Origin of the sequence: Polaromonas sp. (genome assembly GCF_041689105.1) — a bacterium.
Classification (GTDB): Bacteria; Pseudomonadota; Gammaproteobacteria; order Burkholderiales; family Burkholderiaceae_C; genus Polaromonas.
Genome location: NZ_JBDNGU010000079.1, coordinates 26,442 through 47,776, shown reverse-complemented (window position 1 = coordinate 47,776; position 21,335 = coordinate 26,442). Strand labels below are relative to the sequence as shown.

At 61.8% G+C, this 21,335-nt stretch carries 22 protein-coding genes; 9 read left to right on the top strand and 13 right to left on the bottom strand.

The genetic code is table 11. The features are described 5' to 3' along the window. Window positions 1-117: 117 nt before the first annotated feature. Window positions 118-1,356 carry an ammonium transporter gene (locus ACESMT_RS07695; protein WP_372825982.1) on the bottom strand — a complete coding sequence of 413 codons (1,239 nt, stop codon included), beginning with the start codon at window positions 1,354-1,356 and terminating at the stop codon, window positions 118-120. Between the two features lie 552 nt (window positions 1,357-1,908). On the opposite strand from ACESMT_RS07695, the gene ACESMT_RS07690 reads away from it, so the two are divergent. Further along, window positions 1,909-2,667, top strand: a complete 759-nt coding sequence (locus tag ACESMT_RS07690; protein WP_372825976.1) for a TSUP family transporter — start codon at window positions 1,909-1,911, stop codon at window positions 2,665-2,667. Window positions 2,668-2,813: 146 nt separating this feature from the next. Here ACESMT_RS07690 and mrdA read toward each other — a convergent pair whose 3' ends face one another. The 4 genes from mrdA to ACESMT_RS07670 all read right to left on the bottom strand — a co-directional run bounded on the left by mrdA (window position 2,814) and on the right by ACESMT_RS07670 (window position 7,600). Continuing rightward, on the bottom strand, window positions 2,814-4,880 hold the full coding sequence (gene mrdA, locus ACESMT_RS07685) for a penicillin-binding protein 2 (protein ID WP_372825975.1): 2,067 nt from the start codon (window positions 4,878-4,880) through the stop codon (window positions 2,814-2,816). Window positions 4,881-5,060: 180 nt separating this feature from the next. After that, complete coding sequence (gene mreD / locus ACESMT_RS07680) at window positions 5,061-5,579, bottom strand: rod shape-determining protein MreD (protein WP_372825974.1); 519 nt, start codon at window positions 5,577-5,579, stop codon at window positions 5,061-5,063. Next, the gene (gene mreC / locus ACESMT_RS07675) at window positions 5,576-6,502 is read right to left on the bottom strand and encodes a rod shape-determining protein MreC (protein ID WP_372825973.1); all 927 of its coding nucleotides are present in this window, start codon (window positions 6,500-6,502) and stop codon (window positions 5,576-5,578) included. The genes mreD and mreC overlap by 4 nt, the downstream gene beginning before the upstream one ends. Before the next feature lie 54 nt (window positions 6,503-6,556). Continuing rightward, entirely contained in the window at window positions 6,557-7,600 is a 1,044-nt protein-coding gene (locus ACESMT_RS07670; protein WP_372825972.1) for a rod shape-determining protein, read from the bottom strand. A 251-nt stretch (window positions 7,601-7,851) separates the two neighbouring features. Between ACESMT_RS07670 and gatC the strand changes: the two genes are divergently transcribed. The 3 genes from gatC to gatB are packed head-to-tail and all read left to right on the top strand — an operon-like array spanning window position 7,852 to window position 11,190. Continuing rightward, window positions 7,852-8,151, top strand: coding sequence for an Asp-tRNA(Asn)/Glu-tRNA(Gln) amidotransferase subunit GatC (gene gatC / locus ACESMT_RS07665; RefSeq protein ID WP_372825971.1), 300 nt, complete (start codon window positions 7,852-7,854; stop codon window positions 8,149-8,151). 3 nt (window positions 8,152-8,154) lie between these two features. Then, entirely contained in the window at window positions 8,155-9,672 is a 1,518-nt protein-coding gene (gatA, locus tag ACESMT_RS07660; RefSeq protein WP_372825970.1) for an Asp-tRNA(Asn)/Glu-tRNA(Gln) amidotransferase subunit GatA, read from the top strand. Between the two features lie 51 nt (window positions 9,673-9,723). Beyond that, entirely contained in the window at window positions 9,724-11,190 is a 1,467-nt protein-coding gene (gatB, locus tag ACESMT_RS07655; RefSeq protein ID WP_372825981.1) for an Asp-tRNA(Asn)/Glu-tRNA(Gln) amidotransferase subunit GatB, read from the top strand. Window positions 11,191-11,278: 88 nt separating this feature from the next. On the opposite strand, the gene ACESMT_RS07650 is transcribed toward gatB, so the two are convergent. Together ACESMT_RS07650 and pyrE are read right to left on the bottom strand one after the other, a co-directional pair. Continuing rightward, window positions 11,279-12,016 (bottom strand): DUF4124 domain-containing protein, encoded by a 738-nt coding sequence (locus ACESMT_RS07650; protein WP_372825969.1) that lies wholly within the window; start codon window positions 12,014-12,016, stop codon window positions 11,279-11,281. Window positions 12,017-12,029: 13 nt separating this feature from the next. Continuing rightward, window positions 12,030-12,785, bottom strand: a complete 756-nt coding sequence (gene pyrE / locus ACESMT_RS07645; protein ID WP_372825980.1) for an orotate phosphoribosyltransferase — start codon at window positions 12,783-12,785, stop codon at window positions 12,030-12,032. 22 nt (window positions 12,786-12,807) lie between these two features. Between pyrE and ACESMT_RS07640 the strand changes: the two genes are divergently transcribed. Next, window positions 12,808-13,686, top strand: a complete 879-nt coding sequence (locus tag ACESMT_RS07640; RefSeq protein ID WP_372825968.1) for an exodeoxyribonuclease III — start codon at window positions 12,808-12,810, stop codon at window positions 13,684-13,686. A 190-nt stretch (window positions 13,687-13,876) separates the two neighbouring features. On the opposite strand, the gene hflC is transcribed toward ACESMT_RS07640, so the two are convergent. Next, a complete protein-coding gene (hflC, locus tag ACESMT_RS07635) occupies window positions 13,877-14,854 on the bottom strand; it encodes a protease modulator HflC (RefSeq protein WP_372825967.1) in 978 nt (325 codons plus the stop codon). Next, complete coding sequence (hflK, locus tag ACESMT_RS07630) at window positions 14,851-15,906, bottom strand: FtsH protease activity modulator HflK (protein WP_372825966.1); 1,056 nt, start codon at window positions 15,904-15,906, stop codon at window positions 14,851-14,853. Before hflK ends, hflC begins: the two co-directional genes overlap by 4 nt. Before the next feature lie 510 nt (window positions 15,907-16,416). On the opposite strand from hflK, the gene ACESMT_RS07625 reads away from it, so the two are divergent. Continuing rightward, window positions 16,417-16,563: a hypothetical protein gene (locus tag ACESMT_RS07625; RefSeq protein WP_372825965.1), complete on the top strand. Its 147-nt coding sequence runs from the start codon at window positions 16,417-16,419 to the stop codon at window positions 16,561-16,563. Window positions 16,564-16,668: 105 nt separating this feature from the next. Here ACESMT_RS07625 and ACESMT_RS07620 read toward each other — a convergent pair whose 3' ends face one another. Genes ACESMT_RS07620 through ACESMT_RS07610 form a run of 3 tightly spaced genes read right to left on the bottom strand, consistent with a single transcriptional unit; the run spans window position 16,669 to window position 18,740 of the window. Beyond that, the gene (locus ACESMT_RS07620; protein ID WP_372825964.1) at window positions 16,669-17,646 is read right to left on the bottom strand and encodes a TerC family protein; all 978 of its coding nucleotides are present in this window, start codon (window positions 17,644-17,646) and stop codon (window positions 16,669-16,671) included. Window positions 17,647-17,691: 45 nt separating this feature from the next. Then, window positions 17,692-17,991, bottom strand: a complete 300-nt coding sequence (locus tag ACESMT_RS07615; protein WP_372825963.1) for a zf-TFIIB domain-containing protein — start codon at window positions 17,989-17,991, stop codon at window positions 17,692-17,694. Between the two features lie 26 nt (window positions 17,992-18,017). Continuing rightward, complete coding sequence (locus ACESMT_RS07610; RefSeq protein WP_372825962.1) at window positions 18,018-18,740, bottom strand: Bax inhibitor-1/YccA family protein; 723 nt, start codon at window positions 18,738-18,740, stop codon at window positions 18,018-18,020. Window positions 18,741-18,873: 133 nt separating this feature from the next. Between ACESMT_RS07610 and ACESMT_RS07605 the strand changes: the two genes are divergently transcribed. Next, entirely contained in the window at window positions 18,874-19,758 is an 885-nt protein-coding gene (locus tag ACESMT_RS07605) for a LysR family transcriptional regulator (RefSeq protein WP_372825961.1), read from the top strand. A 46-nt stretch (window positions 19,759-19,804) separates the two neighbouring features. Here the strand turns inward: ACESMT_RS07605 and ACESMT_RS07600 are convergent, their stop codons facing one another. Continuing rightward, window positions 19,805-19,936 (bottom strand): hypothetical protein, encoded by a 132-nt coding sequence (locus tag ACESMT_RS07600; protein ID WP_372825960.1) that lies wholly within the window; start codon window positions 19,934-19,936, stop codon window positions 19,805-19,807. Window positions 19,937-19,957: 21 nt separating this feature from the next. Between ACESMT_RS07600 and ACESMT_RS07595 the strand changes: the two genes are divergently transcribed. Continuing rightward, complete coding sequence (locus tag ACESMT_RS07595) at window positions 19,958-20,098, top strand: hypothetical protein (RefSeq protein ID WP_372825959.1); 141 nt, start codon at window positions 19,958-19,960, stop codon at window positions 20,096-20,098. Window positions 20,099-20,237: 139 nt separating this feature from the next. Further along, window positions 20,238-21,335, top strand: a complete 1,098-nt coding sequence (locus ACESMT_RS07590) for a TRAP transporter substrate-binding protein (protein ID WP_372825958.1) — start codon at window positions 20,238-20,240, stop codon at window positions 21,333-21,335.

Sequence of the window (21,335 nt, the reverse complement as noted above, 5' to 3'; positions counted from 1 at the left end):
GCATTGGTGGCCATCCATTCCGTGTCTGTCACACGCCCGGTCTTGCGTCGCAGCAGCACATGCAGATGGGCGGCAATGGCAATTTTTTCGGTGGTGGACATGGCTTCTCCTTGCCAATCAGGCAATCCGCTCGGCATGCTGGGAAATGTCCATCCCATCGGATTCCGATGCCTCGCTGACGCGCAGGCTGAACAGCAGCGAGGTAATCCAGAGCACCACCGCCGTCATGAGCAGGCTGTAGCAAAGCACGGCACCGACCCCGATGGCCTGGGTGAGAACGCTGCCCTCCACGCCGGAAATTGTTTTGCTGGCAAACACCCCGGTCAGCAGGGAGCCGACAATGCCGCCCACACCGTGCACACCGAACACATCGAGCGAGTCGTCCGCATTGAGCAGGCGTTTAAGCCCGGTAGCGCCCCAGTAGCAGGCCACGCCGGCAATCAGCCCGATAGCGAGTGCAGCGCGCGGTGAAACAAACCCTGCGGCCGGCGTGATGGCCACCAGGCCAGCCACCAGTCCGGAGCACAAACCCAGCAAGGTTGGGCGTCTGCGCACCACCCATTCGGCGAACATCCAGGACAGCGCGCCTGCCGCTGCTGCGATGTGTGTCACCGCCATCGCCAGGCCCGCGCGGCCGTCGGAAGCCACGGCTGAGCCGGCATTGAAGCCATACCACCCCACCCACAACATGCCGGCGCCGGCCATCGTCAATCCGAGGTTGAAGGGCGTAAAGGCTTCACGCCCGTAGGCAGTGCGTGGGCCGAGCGCATAGGCACACACCAGCCCGGCCACACCGGCATTGATGTGCACCACCGAACCACCGGCAAAGTCGAGCGCGCCGAGCTGGGCCAGCCAGCCGCCCGGCTCCCAGACCCAATGCGCAATCGGCGCGTACACCGCCAGCGTCCACAAGCTGATGAAACACAGCATGGCGGAAAACCGCATGCGTTCAACAAAAGCACCGACCACCAGCGCGGCTGTGATGATGGCGAACGTCAACTGGAACATCGAATACACCGATTCGGGGATATTCGGGGCAATATGGCTGACCGCTACCTTCTGCGTGTCCTTGACGTAGTCCAGTCCGGCAAACCAGAGGCGTTCAGTCCCGCCTATGAAAGGAGCCATCGCGCCGCTACCGGGCGTGAAGGCCAGCGAATACCCGGCGGCGAACCAGAGCAGGCTGACCACAGCGCAGATCGCCACCACGCTGGCCATGGTGTTAAGCACGTTTTTTTTGCGCACCATGCCGCCATAAAACAGCGCAATGCCCGGAAGTGTCATCAGCAAGACCAACGCTGTCGCGGTCATGAGCCAGGCGGTGTCGGCACCACTGAGGGTGTCCGCAGCCACCATGCCAGGATGGGTCAGGGGCGCCGCGGGGGCAGGGGTGGCCACCGCCGCTGCTGCGGGTGCAGCGATGGCCGCGGGCGCCTCGGGTGGTGCGGTTGGCAACGCGGGAGTCAGCGCCGCTGCAGGCGCCGCACTGGCCGGCTCGGAGGCCGGTGTTGCAGGCGCTTGTGCCCCCGCCTGCGAGGCGGCCAACGCCAGCCAGAAACACAAACTCAACCCAGCAACGCGCCTGTGGTACATGGTGATTTCCCGTTTTTGTGCGAATGATTTCAACAACTGGTAACAACAGGCATAAGTCATGCCAGTGCCCGGGGGAGGGGAAATCCCGATGCACTATGGGGGTGCGCGGCCTATATTGGTTGACCTGCAGACGGGCCACGGCGCTCGCAGAGGGGCCGAGGAGACAAACACATTTACTAGAACAATATGCGCATCCTCCGGGATGTTTTTTGCAAAGCGCCGGGCTTGCCCGGTGCTTTTTTTTCGTTCCGCGTACCGGATCGGTGCATCTGCAAGGCGCACCTCGCCATGCAGGGCCGATGAGACAATCACGCGATGGAATTGATGATCGTGACGGTTGCCTCGCTGGTGGCGGGTTTTGTGGACTCCATCGTCGGCGGCGGCGGGCTGATTTTGGTGCCCGCCCTGTTTGCCGTTTTTCCGACCACCCATCCGGCCACGTTGTTTGGAGTGAACAAGGGCGCGTCGGTCTGGGGCACTGCGGTCGCCACCGTGCAATACGCTCGCCGCGTAGACATGCGCTGGTCGGCCCTGCTACCGGCCGCTGCGGCGGGCTTTGCCGCATCGCTCGCCGGCGCCTGGCTGGTGACCGTGGTGTCGCCGGATTTTTTACGCAAAGCCCTGCCTTTTGTGCTGCTGGCCGTGCTGCTTTACACACTGGTTAAAAAAGAACTGGGCCGCCACCACGCGCCGCGCTTCAGCGGCCATGCCGAGACCGCCGCAGCCTGCTGCATCGGCCTGGTGCTGGGTTTTTATGACGGATTTTTCGGCCCGGGCACCGGCAGCTTTTTTGTGTTCCTGTTTGTACGCTGGCTGGGCTATGACTTTTTGAATGCCTCGGCCTCGGCCAAGTTGCTCAACACGTCCACCAATCTGGCAGCCCTGCTGCTGTTCGCCTGGAAAGGTCACGTCTGGTGGCATTTCGCGCTGACGATGGCCCTGGCCAATGTGGTGGGCAGCGTGCTGGGCACCCACATGGCGCTCAAGCATGGTGCGGGTTTTGTGCGTGTGGTGTTTATCGGCGTGGTCAGCACCCTGATCATGAAAACCGGGTACGACGCTTTTCTGAAATAAAGGGTACAGCGGCCCCCTCGGGGCTGGTGCCTGCGGCTCCGGACCTGCCTGGGCAGGTTGGGACAGGCACCAGAAGCGAACCCTCTGGCGAGCGGCGGCCTGCAAGGTACAGGAAGCTACACGCAGTGAGCGACCGTGGGGGCAATCTAGTCGGGATACACGTCAAGCGCAGGCACGCCAGGCGCCAGCTTGCTCAGGGCCTCGGCAATCACCGCCGCCCTGGCCGCGCTGGCAGCGGCCGATGCTGCGCCGCGCCCACCCCCCGCGCTGCTTGCTGCCAGCAGGTCCGCCACTTCAGCAGCCGGTCGCGGCTTGCCAATCGGCGCGCCGGCAAGGCCTTTCTGCACAGCCGCCATATCAACTTCATTGGGGTACTGGCCCAGCAACACATAGTCAAAAACGCGCCGGGCAATGGGCGCCGCGTGGGCGGCGCCGAAGCCGGCGTTTTCCACCACCACGGCGAGTGCAATTTTAGGGTTGTCGGCTGGAGCAAACGCCATGTACAGCGCGTGGTCGCGCTGGTGTTCTTCAAGCTTGCGTGCATCGTATTTGTCTTTTTGGCCGACCGACCTGGCCTGGGCCGTGCCGGTTTTGCCGCCGCTCAGGTAACCCGCGCCCGTGAACACCCGCGCCGACGTGCCGTCCTGGGTCACGCTGACCAGCGCCCTCCGAACAACGGCAATGTTGTCGGGCTTGTAGCCCAGGTCTTCGCCGGCAGCCCGTGCAATCGGCTCGGTGACACGCGTCACCGGATCCTGGGTGGCAATCACCAACTGAGGCTTGTGCTTGACGCCATTGTTGGCCAGGGTGGCTGTGGCCTGGGCCAGCTGAAGCATGGTGAAACTGTTATAGCCCTGGCCGATGCCCAGCGAAATGGTTTCGCCGGCGTACCACTTTTTTTGCTCCGGCTTTTTGTAGTAGTTGCGCTTCCAGGCCTGGCTGGGCAACACACCGCTCACTTCGCCATGGATGTCGATGCCGGTCATCTGCCCGAAGCCCAGCGGCTTCATGAAATCATGCATGGCATCGACGCCCAGGTCATTGGCCAGCGAGTAGTAATACACGTTGCTGGACTTGACGATGCTCTGGTGCATGTCCACCGGGCCCAGCCCGGCGCCATGGCTGCGAAACTGGTGGCCGCCGAACATCCAGGAGCCGGTGTCGTTGGTGATGCTGCCGGGCTGGCGTTTACCGCTTTCCAGTGCAGCCATCGCCATGAACGGTTTGTAGGTAGAGCCCGGGGGGTAGGTGCCGCGCAAGGCCCGGTTCAGCATGGGCTTGTCGATCGACTCATTGAGCGCCTGCCAGCTTTCGCTGTCGATGCCGTCCACAAACAAATTGGGGTCAAAGGTGGGCTTGCTGACAAAGGCCAACACCTCGCCGGTTTGAGGGTCCAGCGCGACCAGGGCGCCACGCCTGTCGCCAAACATGTCTTCCACGAGTTTTTGCAGCCGGATGTCAATCGACAGCGTGACCGTGTGGCCAGGCGTGGCCGGGCTGCTGGCAAGCTTGCGCACGGCGCGCCCGCCGGCCGAGGTTTCCACCTGCTCGACGCCGGTGTTGCCGTGCAACTGCTGCTCGAAGCTCTGCTCCACGCCTAGTTTGCCGATGTAGTCGGTGCCGCGGTAGTTGCCCTCGTCGTCGCTTTCCTCTATCCGTTCCTTTTCGGCCCGGTTGATGCGCCCGATATAGCCCACCACGTGGCTGGCCAGTTCGCCGTAAGGGTAGCTGCGGAACAGGCGCGCCTTGATGTCAACACCGGGAAACCGGAAGCGCTGCGCGGCAAAACGCGCCACTTCCTCGTCGCTAAGCCGCGTGCGTATGGGCAGGGACTCGAAATTTCTGGATTCGTCGCGCAGCTTCTTGAAACGCCGCTTGTCGCGCGCAGAAATCTCCACCAGAAGGCCGAGCGCTTCAATGGTGGCTTCGAGGTCGGGGACTTTCGACGGCGTGATTTCCAGCGTGTAGGCGGAATAATTGGTCGCCAGCACGACGCCGTTGCGGTCCAGAATCAAGCCGCGGTTGGGCACGATGGGGACCACCGCCGTGCGGTTGCTTTCGGCCTGCGCGTTGAGGTCGTCGTGCCGCACCACCTGCAGATAAACCAGCCGGGCCGCAACCAGCGTGAATGCCAGCAAAATCACCAGCGCCATCACCAGCACCCGTGCGCGAAAACGCGAGAGGTCGGCTTCGATGTCCCGGAGTTCAGTCATGGCTGTGCGACTCGCCCACTCTTGAAAAGTGCCCGCGCCCAAAACCACGATGCAAACCGAGCGATGGCGAGATATCCATCCCCTTCAAGCAGGGGCCGCGGGTCCGGCTCCGCCGGCCCGCAGGCGCAGCGGCCCCCTCGGGGGGCAGGGAGCTACACGCAGTGAGCGACCGTGGGGGCCTCATAGTGGTCGATTCTCGTCCGGGTTAGGCGCGCGGCGTTGCGGCGCCAGCAACATCACGCTGACCACCGGCCACAGCATGGACTCGGCCAGCGGCGCCAGCAACAGCGTCCAGCCGGGAAAAATGCCACCGCTGCTCATGCGGATGACAATTTCCACGCCATGGGCTGCGGCAAACATCGGCAGGACCTGCAAGGCCTGCGAGGGTACGGTAAACCAGAGCAGTCGGCGGTGAATCATGGTGGCGAAAAAGCTCAGCGCCGTGTAAGCCAGTGCATGTTGCCCCAGCAGGGCCGACTGGTGCACGTCCATGCCCAAACCGAACATGAAGGCCAGACCGATGCCCACGCGCTGCGGCTGGTGCACGTTCCAGAACACCAGCACCAGGGCCAGAAAATCCGGCATCCACGGCACACGCCCCAGCGGCAACATGTCCAGCAGCAGGGCAATAATCAGGCTGGTCCAGATAAAAAACGGGTTGGCCGGCAGCAGCAGCTGCTGACCCGAGGGCATGATCACTTGCTGCCTCCTTTTTTGGCCGGCGCGGTCGGCGCGACCGATTCATCGGCCGGGCGCGGCGGAATCTGCCCCGAGACCGGCTTGATCACCATCACATGGAGCGCTGCGCCCACCAAGGCCTGCGGCGTGCAGTAAATCCGGGCAAAGGCCGATTCGGCGCGGCGCTCTATGCGTTCGATTTTGGCGACCGGCAGGCCCGGCGGATACACCCCGTCCACGCCGCTGGTCGTGAGCAGGTCACCCTGCTGGACGTCCGAATTGCTGCCCATGAAACGCAGCTCCAAGCCACCGCCAGACGCCGTAGGCTCGCCGTAGGCCACGCTGCGCGCGCCGGTGCGCGCGTTGAGCACGGGGATGGCCAGTTCGCGGTCTGTCACCAGCGTCACTTCACTGACGAATGGGTGTACCCGGGTGACCTGGCCGAGCACACCGGACTCGTCCACCACGGGCGACGCCAGTTCAACACCATGGGCCAGCCCCTTGTCGATGATGACCTTGCGGGTGTACGGATCGGGCGCGTCGTACAGCACCTCGGCCGCCATGCCGGTGATGGCTTTTTTCTCGCGCAGGTCCAGCAGCTTGCGCAGCCGCGTGTTCTCCAGCGCCAGCTGCTCGACCTGGCCGGCCCGCAGCGACTGCACGGCAAGTTTCTGGCGAGCGGCTTCTTCGCTGCTTTTGGCCTGGCTAAGCGCGGTGAAATAGCCGCCGCCATATTGCGCCGCACGCACCGGCTGCAGGGCCAGCCACTGCACCGGGTACAGCGCGGTGGCAAACGCGGCACGGATCGGCTGGGTGACCTTGAAGCGCATGTCGGCCACCATCAAAAACAGGGCCAGCGCACTGAAAAACATCAGTTTGGACAGGGCTGACGGCCCCTGCCTGAAGAAAGGGGGTGGCGTTCTGTCGAGCGTTCCTAAGGGCATGGTCTGCGGTCCATCATGCGCCTTCGCGGCAGCATCGGGGAGATGCTTCCTGGCTTATTCGGACGTGAAGATGGAGCCCAGCCGGTCCATGCGCTCCAGCGCGATGCCGCAGCCACGCACCACGCAGGTCAGCGGATCTTCGGCCACCAGCACCGGCAGGCCGGTTTCCTCGGCCAGCAGGCGGTCCAGGTCTCGCAGCAGCGCGCCGCCACCGGTCAGCATCATGCCCCGGTCAGCAATGTCGGCGCCCAGCTCGGGCGGCGTGTGCTCCAGCGCGGTTTTCACGGCGCTGACGATGTTGTTGAGCGGGTCGGTCAGGGCTTCCAGGATCTCGTTGCTCGAGATGGTGAAAGATCGCGGCACACCTTCAGACAGGTTGCGGCCCTTGACTTCCATCTCCTTGACCTCGGAGCCGGGAAAGGCCGAGCCGATTTTTTTCTTGATAGCTTCTGCCGTCGGCTCGCCGATCAACAGGCCGTAGTTGCGGCGAATGTAGCTGATGATGGCTTCGTCAAAACGGTCGCCGCCGACCCGCACGCTCCCTTTATAAACCATGCCGCCCAGCGAGATGACGCCGACCTCGGTGGTGCCGCCGCCAATATCCACCACCATGGAGCCGCTGGCCTCGGACACCGGCAGGCCAGCGCCGATGGCGGCGGCCATGGGTTCTTCAATCAGGTAGACATCGCTGGCGCCGGCGCCCAGCGCGCTTTCACGAATGGCGCGGCGTTCGACCTGGGTGGAGCCGCAGGGCACGCAGATGATGATGCGCGGGCTCGGCCTGAAGAAGCTGCGCGGATGCACCATCTTGATGAACTGCTTGAGCATCTGCTCGGTCACGGTGAAGTCGGCGATCACGCCGTCTTTCATCGGCCGGATGGCCTCGATGTTGCCGGGCACCTTGCCGAGCATGGCCTTGGCTTCGTGGCCGACGGCTTGAATCGTTTTTTTACCTTGCGGCCCGCCTTCGTGGCGAATAGCGACGACCGACGGTTCGTCCAGGACAATGCCGCGGTCGCGCACAAAAATCAGCGTATTGGCGGTACCCAGATCAATCGCCAGGTCGGTAGAGAAGTACCGGCGGTAAGTTTCAAACATGTTGGGGGGTCCGGTTCTGGTTTGGGCATGGAGCAAACTTCGTTGCCCTATCGCCTTTTATGATTGATCAATGGGAGCGCTGAAATGGAAGGACGAAGTGGTCTAGCACCTTGACAAATAACGCCTAAAGCGTCCATCCAACCGTGATTTCACACCAAAGGCGGGATAATAACGCATCCCCTGTGATTCACCGACCGGAACACGGCCCATTATTTCACCTTTACACCCGGTTTCAGCTGCAGTTTTACCCCATGGCATTGACCTCCCAAGACATTGAACGCGTCGCCAATCTGGCGAGGCTTGAATTACGCTCCGACGAAACAGACCGCGTTCTCGGGCAACTCAACGGTTTTTTTGCCCTGGTGGCGCAAATGGATGCGGTCAATACCGAGGGCGTGGAGCCGCTGGCCCACCCGGCCGCTGCGCTGGGCCAGGTGGCCCTGCGCCTGCGGGACGACATTGCCAGCGAGCCCAACCAGCGTGAAGCCAGCCAGGTCAGCGCCCCTTCGGTGGAGCGCGGCCTCTTCCTCGTTCCCCGTGTGATCGAGTGAGCCATGAACACAGCTGATTTGCACGACCTGAGCGTCGCCGAACTCGCCGCCAAACTCGCTACCCGCGAAGTCTCCAGCGTCGAGGTGACGCAGCACTTCCTGAACCGCATCCAGCAACACCAGGGACTGGGCGCCTTCCTGGCCACCGATGCGGATGTCTCCCTGGCGCAGGCGCGTGCCGCAGATGCACGCCTGGCCACCGGGGAGCGCACGGCTTTGCTGGGCGTGCCGCTGGCGCACAAGGATATTTTTGTCACGCGCGACTTCCCGACAACAGCCGGCTCGAAGATGCTTGAGAACTACCGCAGCCCGTTTGACGCAACCGTCGTGCGCCAGCTTGGCGTCGCGGCTGGCGGTGCCGGCATGGTGAGCCTGGGCAAGCTCAACTGCGACGAGTTCGCCATGGGGTCGGGCAACGACAACAGCGCCTACCAGCCCGCACACAACCCCTGGGACAACACACGCGTACCGGGCGGCTCCTCAGGTGGCTCGGCCGCGGCTGTGGCCGCGCGCCTGGTGCCCGCCGCCACCGGCACCGACACCGGCGGCTCCATCCGCCAGCCTGCGTCGCTGACCGGCATCACCGGCATCAAGCCGACCTACGGCCGCTGCTCGCGTTACGGCATGGTGGCGTTTGCCTCCAGCCTGGACCAGGCTGGCCCCATGGCGCGCAGCGCACTGGACTGCGCCCTGCTGCTGTCGAGCATGGCCGGCCCCGACCTGGACCGCGACTCGACCTCGCTGGACCTGCCTGCGCTCAACTACGCTACTGATTTAATAGCTGCCAGCGCAGGCGGCGCAAGGGCTGCACCCCTGAAAAGCTTGAAAGGTTTACGTATCGGCCTGCCCACCCAGTTTTTCGGCATCGGCTGCTCGGCCGACGTGCTCCAGGCCGTACGCGGCGCGCTGGCCGAGTTTGAAAAGCTGGGCGCGACCCTGGTGGACGTGAGCCTGCCGCTGACCGAGCTGTCGATCCCGGTCTATTACGTGATTGCCCCCGCCGAAGCCAGCAGCAACTTGAGCCGCTTTGACGGTGTGCGATATGGCCACCGTGCGGAGAACTACGGCGACCTGACCGACATGTACAAGAAGTCGCGCAGCGAAGGGTTCGGCGACGAAGTCACGCGCCGCATCATGATAGGCACCTATGTGCTGTCACACGGCTACTATGACGCGTATTACCTGAAGGCGCAAAAAATCCGTCGGCTGATTGCCGAGGATTTCCAGAAAGCCTTTGCGCAGTGCGACATCATCGCCGGCCCGGTGTCGCCCACGGTTGCCTGGAAAATCGGCGAGAACTCGAACGATCCTGTCGCCAGTTACCTGGCCGACATCTACACCCTGTCGTCCAGCCTGGCCGGCCTGCCCGGCATGAGTGTGCCGGCCGGTTTTGGCGCACACGGCATGCCCGTCGGGCTGCAGCTGATCGGCAACTACTTCAAGGAAGCGCAGCTGCTGGGCACGGCGCACCAGTTCCAGCTGGCGACCGACTGGCACATGCACCGGCCCCCGGGATTTTGAGGCGATTTCGACATGAGCCAACAACCCTCCCCCGTCAATTCCTTTGCAGAAATGCAAGTCGGCCGGCCTACCGGTCCGCTGGTGCAGGGCTACGAAGTCATCATCGGTTTCGAGACCCACACCCAGCTCACCACGCAGTCGAAAATTTTCAGCCGCGCACCCACGAGTTTTGGTGCCGAGCCGAACACGCAGGCTTCCGCGGTCGATTTCGCCCTGCCCGGCGCGCTGCCGGTGATGAACAAGGGCGCTGTGCAACGCGCCATCGAGTTCGGCCTGGCCGTGAACGCCCACATCGCCGAAAGCAGCGTGTTCGCGCGCAAGAACTATTTCTACCCCGACCTGCCAAAGGGTTATCAGATCAGTCAGTTTGAAATTCCGGTGGTGCAGGGCGGCTTGGTGGAGTTTTTCCTTGGTGACGAGAAAAAGTCGGTGCGTCTGGTACGCGCTCACCTCGAGGAAGACGCGGGCAAGTCGCTACACGAAGATTTCATTGGCCAGAGCGGCATCGACTTGAACCGCGCTGGCACGCCGTTGCTCGAAATCGTGACCGAGCCCGACATGCGCTCGTCTCTTGAAGCCGTGGCCTATGCCAAAGAATTGCACAAGATCGTCACCTGGATAGGCATCTGCGACGGCAACATGCAGGAAGGCAGCTTTCGCTGCGACGCCAACGTCTCGGTGCGCAAACCCGGCGCCGATCTGGGCACCCGCCGCGAGATCAAGAACCTGAACAGTTTCAAGTTCATGCAGCAGGCGATTGACTACGAAGTGCGCTGGCAGATCGGGCAGCTTGAGGACGGCCATGCGATCCAGCAGGCCACCGTGTTGTTCGACCCGGACACCGGCGAAACGCGTTCCATGCGTACCAAGGAAGACGCGGCGGACTACCGCTACTTTCCTGATCCGGACCTGCCGCCCTTAATGATTTCGCGCGAATGGGTGGAGCGCACACGTTCGGAGATGAGCGAGCTACCGCGCGTGATGGCCGCGCGTTTTGTCAAGGATTACGGGCTGCCCGAGTACGACGCCGGCCAGCTCACACAAGGCAAGGCCACTGCGGCGTATTTTGAAGCCGTGGCGGCGGCAAGCAAACAGCCCAAGCTGGCCAGCAACTGGGTGATGGGAGAGCTCTCGCGCCGCCTCAATGCGGAAGAAAAACTGATTGAAACCTCCGCCGTTCGCGAGGACCAGCTTTCGAGCCTGATCATTCGTATCGCCGACGGCACGGTCTCCAACAACGCAGCCCGGCAGGTTTTCGACGCGCTGTGGACAGGTGAAGGCAGCGAGGTGGACGCCATCATTGAAGCCAAAGGCCTCAAACAAATGAGTGACACCGGCGAGCTCGACAAGATCATTGACGACGTCCTGGCCGCCAACGCCAAGAATGTCGAAGAAGTGAAAGCCGGCAATGCCAAAGCCATGAACGCGCTGGTCGGCCAGGCCATGAAGGCCACCAAGGGCAAGGCCAACCCGGCGCAAGTCAATGAGCTGCTGAGGAAAAAAACTGGGTTGACTTGACGCTTGTTGCGTGCCTGACAAGCTATAAAAATCATAGCTGCTTGCGCCCACCACATAAGGGCCAGAGGCGGTTTTTACTTGGTAAAAATCACTTCCTCGCGGCTGCGGGCGGTGGCAGCACCTTGGTCGACACCGGGGCGGCCTGCGGCCAGAACGGCTTGAGCTTGGCCAGCTCTTCGTCGAAACGCATGTTCACGCGTTTTTTCTCGGCCTCCTGCTCGGCAATAACCCGCTTTTGCTCGGTCACGCTGTTTTCGTTTTCTTCAAGCCGGCGTTTCAGGGAGGCCGGCGCCCGGCGCGGGTCATTTTTATAAAAATCCAGGTCGGCTTTCACGGCCTTGTTCTGCTCCGCCAGCTCCGCCGAGCGTTTGGCCGAAGCCTTGATGCTCTCCTCGACCTGACTCAAGGCCTCCATGCGTTCCTTGCCATGCTCGGCGCGGGTCGGGTAACGCGCCAGCAAGGCGTCATCAAGCTTTTTCTCTTCGGCCTCCCGCGCCTTCCTCTCAATAGCGACTCTTTCCTTTTCTTCGGCGGCTGCGCGCTCATCTTTGGTCAGCGAAGGCGCAATCTCGCGCTTGACCAGACCGGAGCTCGACAACTGCTTTTGCGTGCGGTCCATGCATTCAGCGATCGGCCGGTCTGCGGTGATCCGGCGGCCTTTGCCGTCAACGCAGGTGTAGATCCCCGACGATGTCGGTTGCGCCGCGGCCAGACTGCACAGGCAGGCGGCCACCAGGGCCAGGAGTCCGCGCGGCAGGAGGGTCGTCGGCTGCAAGGCGGCCGCGCCGACAGCGCTGTACGTGTACCGATTCAAATGAAGATGCATGAACAATCAGGTCCTAGTCAACGCCGTAGCGCTGCCGGTAATCCAGCACGCGCTGGTAATGGGTCTGAAGCGTATCGCCGCCATTTGGTTCCACGCCTTGCGGGGAAGCCGTGTCCGCCTCTGCCAGATAGTGCAGCAAGTCGGTCAAACGGGCAATCGCGAAAACGTGCAGTCCGTACTCCCTGGTGACAAATTGCACGGCGCTGTAGGGCACGTCCTGCCCGTCCTCAGTGGCTTTCTCCTGGCGGTCCAGCGCGATGGACACCGCATGTGGTGTGGCACCCGCCGCCCGGATGATCGCAATCGACTCGCGCGTGGCGGTGCCGGCCGAAATCACGTCGTCGATGATCAGCACCCGGCCCCTGACCGGCGCACCAACCAGCGTGCCGCCCTCGCCGTGGTCCTTGGTTTCCTTGCGGTTGTAGGCAAAGGGCACGTTGCGGCCCAGCCGCGCCAGCTCCACGGCCACCGCTGCGGCCAATGGAATACCCTTGTAGGCTGGGCCGAAAATCATGTCGTACTGCAGGCCGCTGGTTTTCTCCTCCAGCAGCAGGCCGCGCGCATAAAATTGCGCCAGCCGGCCCAGCTTGGCGCCGTCGTCGAACAAACCCGCATTGAAAAAGTAGGGGCTCATGCGCCCGGCCTTGGTCTTGAACTCGCCAAAACGCAGCACGCCTGACGCGATGGCAAACTCGATGAATTCCTGTGCCAGGGCCAGGCCCTCAGCGCCCTGAGGGTTGTTGTACCCGCCTTGTGCTGGCGCGCCCATTGTTACGCTCATTGGAAGTCCCATGTTTAAGTTAACCAGCCTGAACCTCAACGGCATCCGTTCCGCAGCCACCAAAGGCATGCCGGCGTGGGTGGCCCAGACTCAACCTGATTGTATTTGCGTGCAGGAGCTCAAGGCCCAGGCGGCCGATGTGGCCGGGCGGTTCGAGGAAATCGCCGGGCTCAAGGGGCATTTCCACTTTGCCGAGAAAAAGGGCTATTCCGGCGTGGCCGTGTACAGCCGACATGAGCCGAGTGATGTCATCACCGGCTACGGCTCGCATGAATTCGACGGCGAGGGTCGTTACGTCGAGTTGCGATTTGACAGCCCCAGCCGCAAGCAGGCGCCCAAACTGTCGATCATCAGCAGTTACTTTCCGAGCGGCTCATCGGGCGAAGAACGCCAGGCCGCCAAGTTCCGCTTTCTGGCCGAGTTTTACCCCTATCTCGCCAAGCTGAAGGAAACGCGCGACTTCGTGCTCTGCGGCGATATCAACATCGCGCACCAGGAGATCGACCTGAAAAACTTCAAGGGCAACCGCAAGAACAGCGGCTTCCTGCCCGAAGAACGCGCCTGGATGACTGAACTGCTGCGCGACGCGGAAGTGGCCGAAGAAGCGCTTGAAGAACTGACCGACGGTTCAGGCCAGCCCACGGCGAAGGCCACACGCGGCGGCGGCATGGTTGATGTCTACCGCAAGCTGCAGCCCACCAGCACCGACGCCGCCTACACCTGGTGGAGCAACCGCGGCCAGGCCTATGCCAAAAACGTCGGCTGGCGGCTGGACTATCACCTGGCGACGCCGGCCGTGGCGGCGCTGGCGCGCACCGAACACATCTACAAGACCCAGCGTTTTTCCGACCACGCTCCGATGACGATCGAATACGACATCACGTTATGAGAGGGATTGGACACACCTCCCCGGGATGCGCTGTGTATGGATGAATACCCGAAAGCTGGCTGTCGCGGATCCCTGGAACCAGGCGGCCGTAAAGTGCCCGGCGAGTAGAAATCGCGGCTCCGTCATACGCGCTGATGGATCGCTCGCCAAAAAAGCTGTCGCTGACCTGCATTGAGACGGCGAGTTCCTGTCACCGCTTCGTCCGCACCGCTGGCGCAGCGTTGGCGCGCTTCAGGTAGCGGTAGTAGTCACTCTCGGTCGTGAGAATCACCGTGGAATTCTTGTTCTGTCCCTCCTTGTAGGCTTCCAGGGTTCGTGAGAAGGCGTAGAACTCGGGGTCTGCGCCGTACGCTGCACCGTACACCCGTGTCGCCTCGGCATCGGCCTTTCCGCGCACTTCCTGAACCCGTCGGTAGGCGGTGGAACGGATCTGACGCAACTCCTTCTCCATGGTCCCGAGGATTTCGGCGCTCTGACCTTCGCCCTCAGACCTGAACCGTGCCGCAATTCGCTTTCGCTCCGAGATCATGCGGGCGTAGACCTTCTCGCGAACGCTCTCGACATAGTCAAGGCGCTTGATGCGCACATCCACCAGTTCGATCCCGTACTGTGGTACGACCTCCCGCGCCTTTGCGAGGATGGTCCGTGTCAGCTCCTCGCGTCCGCGCACCACCTCCTTCTTCAGTTCCGCTTGCGCCTCGGCGGGCACTTCCGCCAGAAGCTCGTCCTTGGGAATCACCCACGATGCGCTGCGCACCAGTTCCACCAGTTCACTGCCCGACACCTGATCGCGCACGACGGAGTCGATGATATCGTTCAGGCGCGATCGCGCGCCGGCCTCGGTGGCGACGCTCTCCAGGAACTTCTTGGCATCGGCAATGCGCCAGCGGGCCGTCGTGTCGACCCAGATGAACTCGCGTCCTTTGGTGGGAATCTGGTTCGGGTCGCCGTCCCAGACCAGGATGCGCTTCTCGAACCGCCTCACCTCCTGCACAAACGGCAACTTGCCATGCAGCCCAGCCTCAGTGACTGGTGCCCCCACGGGCCGGCCGAACTGCACAATCACCGCTTGTTCGCCTTCTTCCAGCGTATAGAAGGTGCCCATGAGCGTCACGCCAAGCGCCACCGCCGCAACACCGCCACCGATCTTCAGTACGTTCTTCATCATGGTTGCACTCCCGTGTTGGCGCCTTGTGCATTGCCACCTGCCGCAGCGGCCGCAGGCACCTGTCCCGACTCCAGGCGCAGCAAAGGCAGCAGGGTCTTCTGGTCAGCGTCCACGATGTACAGGGCCTTGGCCACAGGCAGGATGTCCGCCATGGCCTCCAGGTAAAGACGCCTTCGCGTGACCTCCGGCGCCCGCTGGTACTCCGCGAGGATCGCGGTGAAGCGCGTCGCCTCGCCGTTGGCGCGATTGATCCGTTCGACGGCATACCCTTCGGCTTCGGTCACCGTGCGCGTCGCTTCGCCACGCGCCTTGGGTATCTCGCGATTGGCCTGCTCCTGCGCCTGATTGATCGTGCGCTCACGATCCTGTCGCGCTTCGTTCACTTCGTTGAAGGCAGGTTTGACACTGTCCGGCGGCGTTACGTCCTGCAGCTCCACGGTCACCAGCCGAACGCCGGTCTTGTAGGCGCTGAGAATCTTCTGCATCTCCGTCTTGACCTCGGCGGAGACGGCTACGCGGCCGACGGTCAGTACATCACTGCCCAGACGGTTGCCGACCACCCGCCGCATGACGGCCTCCGAGACATCGCGGATCGTTTGCTGCGACTCGCGAATCTGAAAGAGGTAGGCCACCGGGTCCTCGATGCGGTACTGGACAATCCATTGCACATCGATCACGTTCAGATCGCCCGTCAGCATCAGAGAGACGTTCTGAAAGGACTTTTTGTCGGAAGCGTACTGGGTTCGCTCACCAGCTACGTTGACGACCGTGGCAAATCCGAATTCTTCCTTGAGGACGCGCTCGGTAGGCACCCGTCGAACACTCTCGATGCCGTCAGGGAACTTGAAGTGAAGGCCCGGACCCACCGTGCGGTCCACCGCCCCAAAGCGCTGGACGACACCCGTCTCCTCAGGCTGCACCGTGAACCAGCTTGACCAGAGGAAGACAAACAGTAGCGCTGCCGCGACAGCCACAGCAATCGGGCGTTTGCCGAGGGTGGCGACGCGTTTGCGCAACTCCTCAACGTAATATTCGGGGTCCTTGGTGGGCATGCTTCGGGTCTTTCTCGCTGGTGCGTCCCGTTCATCGGCAAAGTCGCGCTTGATTCCACATCAGCCAGGAACACGCCTCACGGGTATCGAGCGAGGGTTCCTGCGAGGCGAATTCTCCGATGACAACTGTGGGCTACCCTGCGGATAGCCCTGAAGGAGACATGTTGCGCTGTAGTCAACGAGCTGTCTGTGCGCTGGCGCACCACGTACCACGCACCACGTACCAAGTAAAACGGCCTCGGCGGGGACCTGTTTTGGCCGCTGACTGACCGCGGAGCCATCAGCACGTAGCGGACGCACTGAGCCGGACCACTCACCTGATTCGCTCACACCCGAGGCTCAAGATGCTCGGCATCGTTGATGTTGTCATCCCTGCGATCCGACTGAACGCGGTCTCCGCGCAAAACACGATATGCGTCGAAGTCCAGCGCCACTCCAGGAAATTGCGGCAACCACGCTCGTCGGGCAGAGCAGACAGCGGCCTCCCGGTTCACCAAGCTCCGAACCGTGATGCTGGACGAGCTCAAGCGGGGTACCGCTCGCCTGAAACTGGCGACGCTGTCGATTGGCAGCGAAATCGGTGGATCGGGCAACGCGATAACGGTCACAGCTGCAGCGCTGGACAACTGGATCAGGGGAGGAGGCAGGCCGCAATGACCAGCGGTCATCTGCGGGCGATCTCTCTATCCACTGATGCCATGCCATATCCCCGGCGACGCTCAGGCGCCGAGGACCGTGGACCGTGGACTACGACTTCAAACTCTAGGAACCTGTCGGGCTGCCGCCCTCGGCCTTTGCGGGCGCGGTACGCAAGCTCAGCACCATGGTGAAGGTGAGGATACCCACCACCACACCCAGTGATGCCCACACCGGGATTTTGTAGAAATCGACCAAGCACATCTTGCCACCGATGAAAACCAGGATCACGGCCAAGCCATAGTTGAGCAGGTGGAACTTGTTGGCAACCGCTGCGAGTAAAAAGTACATCGCGCGCAGACCCAAAATCGCGAACACGTTACTGGTCAGCACAATGAAGGGGTCGCTGGTAATCGCGAAGATGGCCGGGATGGAGTCCACTGCAAAAATCACATCAGTCAGCGCTACCAGGCAAATCACCATGAAGAGCGGTGTGGCGATTTTTTTGCCGTTTTCAATGGTGAAGAATTTTTCTCCATCAAAGCCTTTGCTGACCGGCAATACACGTCGCAGCAGCTTGAGCGCCGGGTTGTCGTTCAGGTCGGGCTCTTTGCCAGCGGCCCACCACATTTTTATGCCGGTCAGTATCAAAAACGCGCCAAATACGTACAGCACCCAGTGAAACTCTTGCAGTAACCAGCCGCCCACCAAAATCATGATGGTGCGTAAAACAATGGCACCGATGATACCGATCATCAGCACCCGCTTCTGAAATTCTGGCGGCACAGCGAAGTAGGTGAAGATCAGCAAGAAGACAAAAATATTGTCGACCGCCAACGATTTTTCAATCAGATAGCCGGTTAAAAACTCCAGTGCTTTCTCGTTGGCGATGGCGGTGGAGCCCGTGCTGTCTTTGACGGCCCACCAAAACAGCGCGTTGAACAGGAAGCTGAGCCCGATCCAGATCAGCGACCAATCGAGCGCCTCCTTCACACGGATCACATGGGCGCCCTGCTTTTTAAGAACGACGAAATCGACAAAGAGCGAGACTAAAACGATAGCAATAAAGGTGGCCCAGAGCCAGAGCGGCGCGATGGTTTGCATGAGATATCAGAGGGTTGTTTTTTTGAAGTGGATTCGAGGCAGAAGTCAGTCGAAGATGTCATTCAGCCAGGATTTCTTGCGGCGGTCGTGATTCTCACCAGAGCTTTTATCGTAGCGGTCTTCGCGATAGTGGTCACCGCTACGCCGGTCGCCGTTGTAGCGCCCGCTTTGGGGCAGGTCGGCGTCGCGGCTGGCCGCATGAAAGGTTGGTGCGGCCAGCTCCAGCAACTTGTCGAGTTCACCGCGGTCCAGCCAGATACCTCGGCACTTTGGGCAAAAATCAATTTCAACACCTTGCCGATCCATCATCGACAGGGTGGTATCCGGGCAACAGGGACATTTCATGATGCGTTCCTTTTGCGCGTGGGAGGCTATTCAGAAGACCCACCGAAACCAAACAGGCTCAGCAGGCTTGTGAATAAATTGAAGACCGATACGAACAAACCGACGGTAGCCAGCACATAGTTGCTCTCGCCCCCGTTGACGATGCGGCTGGTTTCAAACAGGATCAAGCCCGATGACAGCAAGGCGACCATGGCCGACACCGCCAGACCCAGCGCCGGCATTTGAAAGAACATCGCGGCCAGGCCAGCCAGAATGGCGATGACCATACCCACAAACAAAAAGCCGCCCATAAAGCTGAAGTCTCGTTTGGTCGTCAGTACCCACGTTGACAGTGCCAAAAAGGTTGCGCCAGTCGCGGCGAGCGCCATCATGACGATTTGCCCACCGGCCGGCAGTGACAGTGTTTTGGCCAACATCGGGCCGAGGGTGTAGCCCATGAACCCGGTGAGCGCAAACACCACGGGTATCGCCCAGCCACTGTTTTGCAGCTTGTGCACGGCGTACAGCAGGCCAAAGTAACCCACCAGCGTGATGACGATGCCCGGGGCGGGCAAGCGCAACGCCAGGGCGGTCGCGGCCATGGCCGCACTGAACAGCAACGTGAGCGACAGCAAGGCGTAGGTGTTGCGAAGCACACGCGCCACAGCCCGGGAATCAGGTGGCGCCGCGTCCATTGGCTGACCAATGCGGGAGCCGGTGGTTTGACCTTGCGATAGAGCCCGGTCGGCAGTTTGTGTAGGGGTGTTCATGACAGTGTCCTGAGGGAAAGGTTGATCACGGGTTGGTAAGGCTTGAAGCTTAGGGTGCCAAGGACTACATTAAAAGCAGAAAATCAAGAACAAATACTTCTGTTAAACAGATGTATTGATCGACAATCAACCCATGAACACCACCACGCCTCTCAATTACCGCCACCTCTATTACTTCTGGGTGGTTGCCAAAGAAGGCGGGATGACGCGTGCCGCAAACCGCCTCGGCATGGCCGTACAGACCGTCAGCACTCAGGTGCGGGAACTCGAAATGGCGCTGGGCCACACCTTGCTCAAACCGGAAGGGCGCGGTTTGCGCCTGACCGAGGCGGGCGTCGTCGCCATGCACCAGGCCGACCAGATTTTTCAGCTGGGCGAGCAACTGCCCGCCGCCCTGCGTGACGCCATGAACGCCCCCAGCGTGCGGCTGGGTGTCGGCATTTCTGATGGCCTGCCCAAGCTGGTGGTGCGGCACCTGCTGGAGCCGGTACTGCTGGAGCCCAACCTTCGGCTGCTTTGCCATGATGGTGAATTCGAAGACCTGCTGGGCGAGCTGGCGCTGCACCGTATCGACATGGTGATTGCCGACCGCCCGGCGCCTTCCAACCCGGCCATGCGCCTGTACACCCACCCGATGGGCTCTTCCCCGATTGCGTGGTACGCCACACCCGAACTGCACCAGCGGGCGCAAGCGGGTTTCCCAAAGTCGCTCGGTACTGTGCCTGTACTGCTCCCAACGGGCCATACGGCGGTTCGCGCGCGCATCGACCATTGGCTGATGAAGCACGATCTCAAGCCGCGCATTACAGGCGAGTTTGAAGACAGCGCCCTGCTTAAAACATTCGGGGCCAGCGGCATGGGCGTGTTCCCCGCAGCCAGCCTGGTCAATGACGACTTGACCCATCGCTACGGCGTTCTCAAACTCGGCGACTGCACGGGGGTAGAAGAACACTTCTTCGCCATCACCAGCGAAAAGAAAATACAGCATCGACTGTTGGCGCGGGTTTTGAAGCGCTAGTGAAAACTAGCCGTTTCTGGGGCTAAAAGTTATTACGCCTCGGTGCTCAGGGCGCCTGCGCGCTGAGCCGCCGTGCCAGATGCACCTGGCGCAGGGTGATTTTGCGCACCTCGACGAATCCTTCCTGCTGCAGCCGCTTGTGCGGGCTGGTGACGTAGAAGGAGGCCTCGCCGATCACCGTCGACTACGCACTCACGCTTTGAGCGAGTTCGTCCTCCGCAATGTAGAGATCGACCTGGCGCCGGAGGTACGGCCGGCGGAAAGTCAGCGTGACACGCCACACCGCGCCGGCCACGGGCTGAAAGACCTTGATCTGTGGGGCCGGGTCTGGAGTCTGTAGGGGGCCCACTACAAAGGGAAAAGTTGCTTGTCCTGCAACCGTCCCGTGGCACGCTGTTTGCATGCTAACCCTTCGCGCAACCACCCCGTTTGCGCGGCAAGCGTTGCCTCTTCAGCCCCTCTACTCCAAGGAATATTGCATGATTTCCACACGACGTTCAATGTTGACCAGCGCATCTGTCGCCGCAGTTGCCGGCACCACGCTCGGCTTCCCGATGATTGCCAGCGCCCAGCAGAATTTCAGCTGGAAGATGACCAGCGCCTACGGCAAGGGTTCGCCGTTTTACATGGAAGGCCCGGGCAGCGCGACCGACCTGGCCAAACGCATCGACGTGATGTCGGGCGGACGCCTGAAGATCCAGGTGTTTGGTGCGGGCGAGCTGATTCCGGCCCTCGAAGGTTTCGACGCCGTGCGCGCCGGTACCGTCGAGATGAACCACGCCAACAGCTATTTCTGGACCGGCAAAACCTTTGCGGCCCAGTACTTCACCGCCGTGCCCTTCGGCCTGAACTTCCAGGGCATCAACGGCTGGCTCTACGACGGCGGTGGCCAGCAGCTGTGGAACGAGGTGTATGCGCCCTTCGGCATGGTCGCCATGCCCTGCGGCAACACCGGCGTGCAGATGACCGGCTGGTTCAAGAAAGAGATCAAATCGAGTGCTGACCTCAAGGGCCTGAAGATGCGCATCCCCGGCCTGGCCGGCCGTGTGTACGCGGCGCTGGGCGTCGATGTGAAGCTGCTGCCCGGCGGCGAGATTTTTCCGGCGCTAGAGCGCGGCGTGATCGACGCGGCCGAATTTGTCGGCCCCTTCCAGGACCGCAAGCTGGGTCTGCACAAGGCCGCCAAGTATTACTACACCACCGGCTGGCATGAAACGGCAACGGTGTCGGAGCTGCTGATCAACAAGGCGGCTTGGGACAAGCTGCCCAAGGACCTGCAGGCCGTGGTCGAGAACGCCTCGGCCGCCTGCAATGTCATCAGCGAAGCCTGGTGCCAGCGCAACAACGCCGAGGCCATGGACGACCTGGTGAAAAACCAGGGTGTGATCGCCAAGCCGCTGCCCGACGAGGTGCTCAAAAAGCTGCGCGAGGTCACCAACCAGGTGCTGGCCGAAGCAGTCGCCAAGGACGCGATGACCAAAAAGGTGCACGACTCCTACATGGCCTACAAGAAGAAGTACGACGCCTGGGCTGGCTACAGCGAAGGTCCGTACCACAGCAAGATCCTGACGGCCTGA

Excerpts from the sequence above, each read along its gene's own strand:
- ACESMT_RS07620 (WP_372825964.1), bottom strand. The coding sequence starts at position 17,646 with ATGCAAACCATCGCGCCGCTCTGGCTCTGGGCCACCTTTATTGCTATC.
- mrdA (WP_372825975.1), bottom strand. The coding sequence starts at position 4,880 with ATGACTGAACTCCGGGACATCGAAGCCGACCTCTCGCGTTTTCGCGCA.
- ACESMT_RS07695 (WP_372825982.1), bottom strand. The coding sequence starts at position 1,356 with ATGGTGGCTGCGGACACCCTCAGTGGTGCCGACACCGCCTGGCTCATG.
- hflK (WP_372825966.1), bottom strand. The coding sequence starts at position 15,906 with ATGCCCACCAAGGACCCCGAATATTACGTTGAGGAGTTGCGCAAACGC.
- ACESMT_RS07625 (WP_372825965.1), top strand. The coding sequence starts at position 16,417 with ATGCTGGACGAGCTCAAGCGGGGTACCGCTCGCCTGAAACTGGCGACG.
- mreC (WP_372825973.1), bottom strand. The coding sequence starts at position 6,502 with ATGCCCTTAGGAACGCTCGACAGAACGCCACCCCCTTTCTTCAGGCAG.
- hflC (WP_372825967.1), bottom strand. The coding sequence starts at position 14,854 with ATGATGAAGAACGTACTGAAGATCGGTGGCGGTGTTGCGGCGGTGGCG.
- ACESMT_RS07690 (WP_372825976.1), top strand. The coding sequence starts at position 1,909 with ATGGAATTGATGATCGTGACGGTTGCCTCGCTGGTGGCGGGTTTTGTG.
- ACESMT_RS07615 (WP_372825963.1), bottom strand. The coding sequence starts at position 17,991 with ATGAAATGTCCCTGTTGCCCGGATACCACCCTGTCGATGATGGATCGG.
- ACESMT_RS07590 (WP_372825958.1), top strand. The coding sequence starts at position 20,238 with ATGATTTCCACACGACGTTCAATGTTGACCAGCGCATCTGTCGCCGCA.
- ACESMT_RS07670 (WP_372825972.1), bottom strand. The coding sequence starts at position 7,600 with ATGTTTGAAACTTACCGCCGGTACTTCTCTACCGACCTGGCGATTGAT.
- ACESMT_RS07640 (WP_372825968.1), top strand. The coding sequence starts at position 12,808 with ATGTTTAAGTTAACCAGCCTGAACCTCAACGGCATCCGTTCCGCAGCC.
- ACESMT_RS07605 (WP_372825961.1), top strand. The coding sequence starts at position 18,874 with ATGAACACCACCACGCCTCTCAATTACCGCCACCTCTATTACTTCTGG.
- pyrE (WP_372825980.1), bottom strand. The coding sequence starts at position 12,785 with ATGGGCGCGCCAGCACAAGGCGGGTACAACAACCCTCAGGGCGCTGAG.
- ACESMT_RS07650 (WP_372825969.1), bottom strand. The coding sequence starts at position 12,016 with ATGCATCTTCATTTGAATCGGTACACGTACAGCGCTGTCGGCGCGGCC.
- ACESMT_RS07610 (WP_372825962.1), bottom strand. The coding sequence starts at position 18,740 with ATGAACACCCCTACACAAACTGCCGACCGGGCTCTATCGCAAGGTCAA.
- gatC (WP_372825971.1), top strand. The coding sequence starts at position 7,852 with ATGGCATTGACCTCCCAAGACATTGAACGCGTCGCCAATCTGGCGAGG.
- gatA (WP_372825970.1), top strand. The coding sequence starts at position 8,155 with ATGAACACAGCTGATTTGCACGACCTGAGCGTCGCCGAACTCGCCGCC.
- gatB (WP_372825981.1), top strand. The coding sequence starts at position 9,724 with ATGCAAGTCGGCCGGCCTACCGGTCCGCTGGTGCAGGGCTACGAAGTC.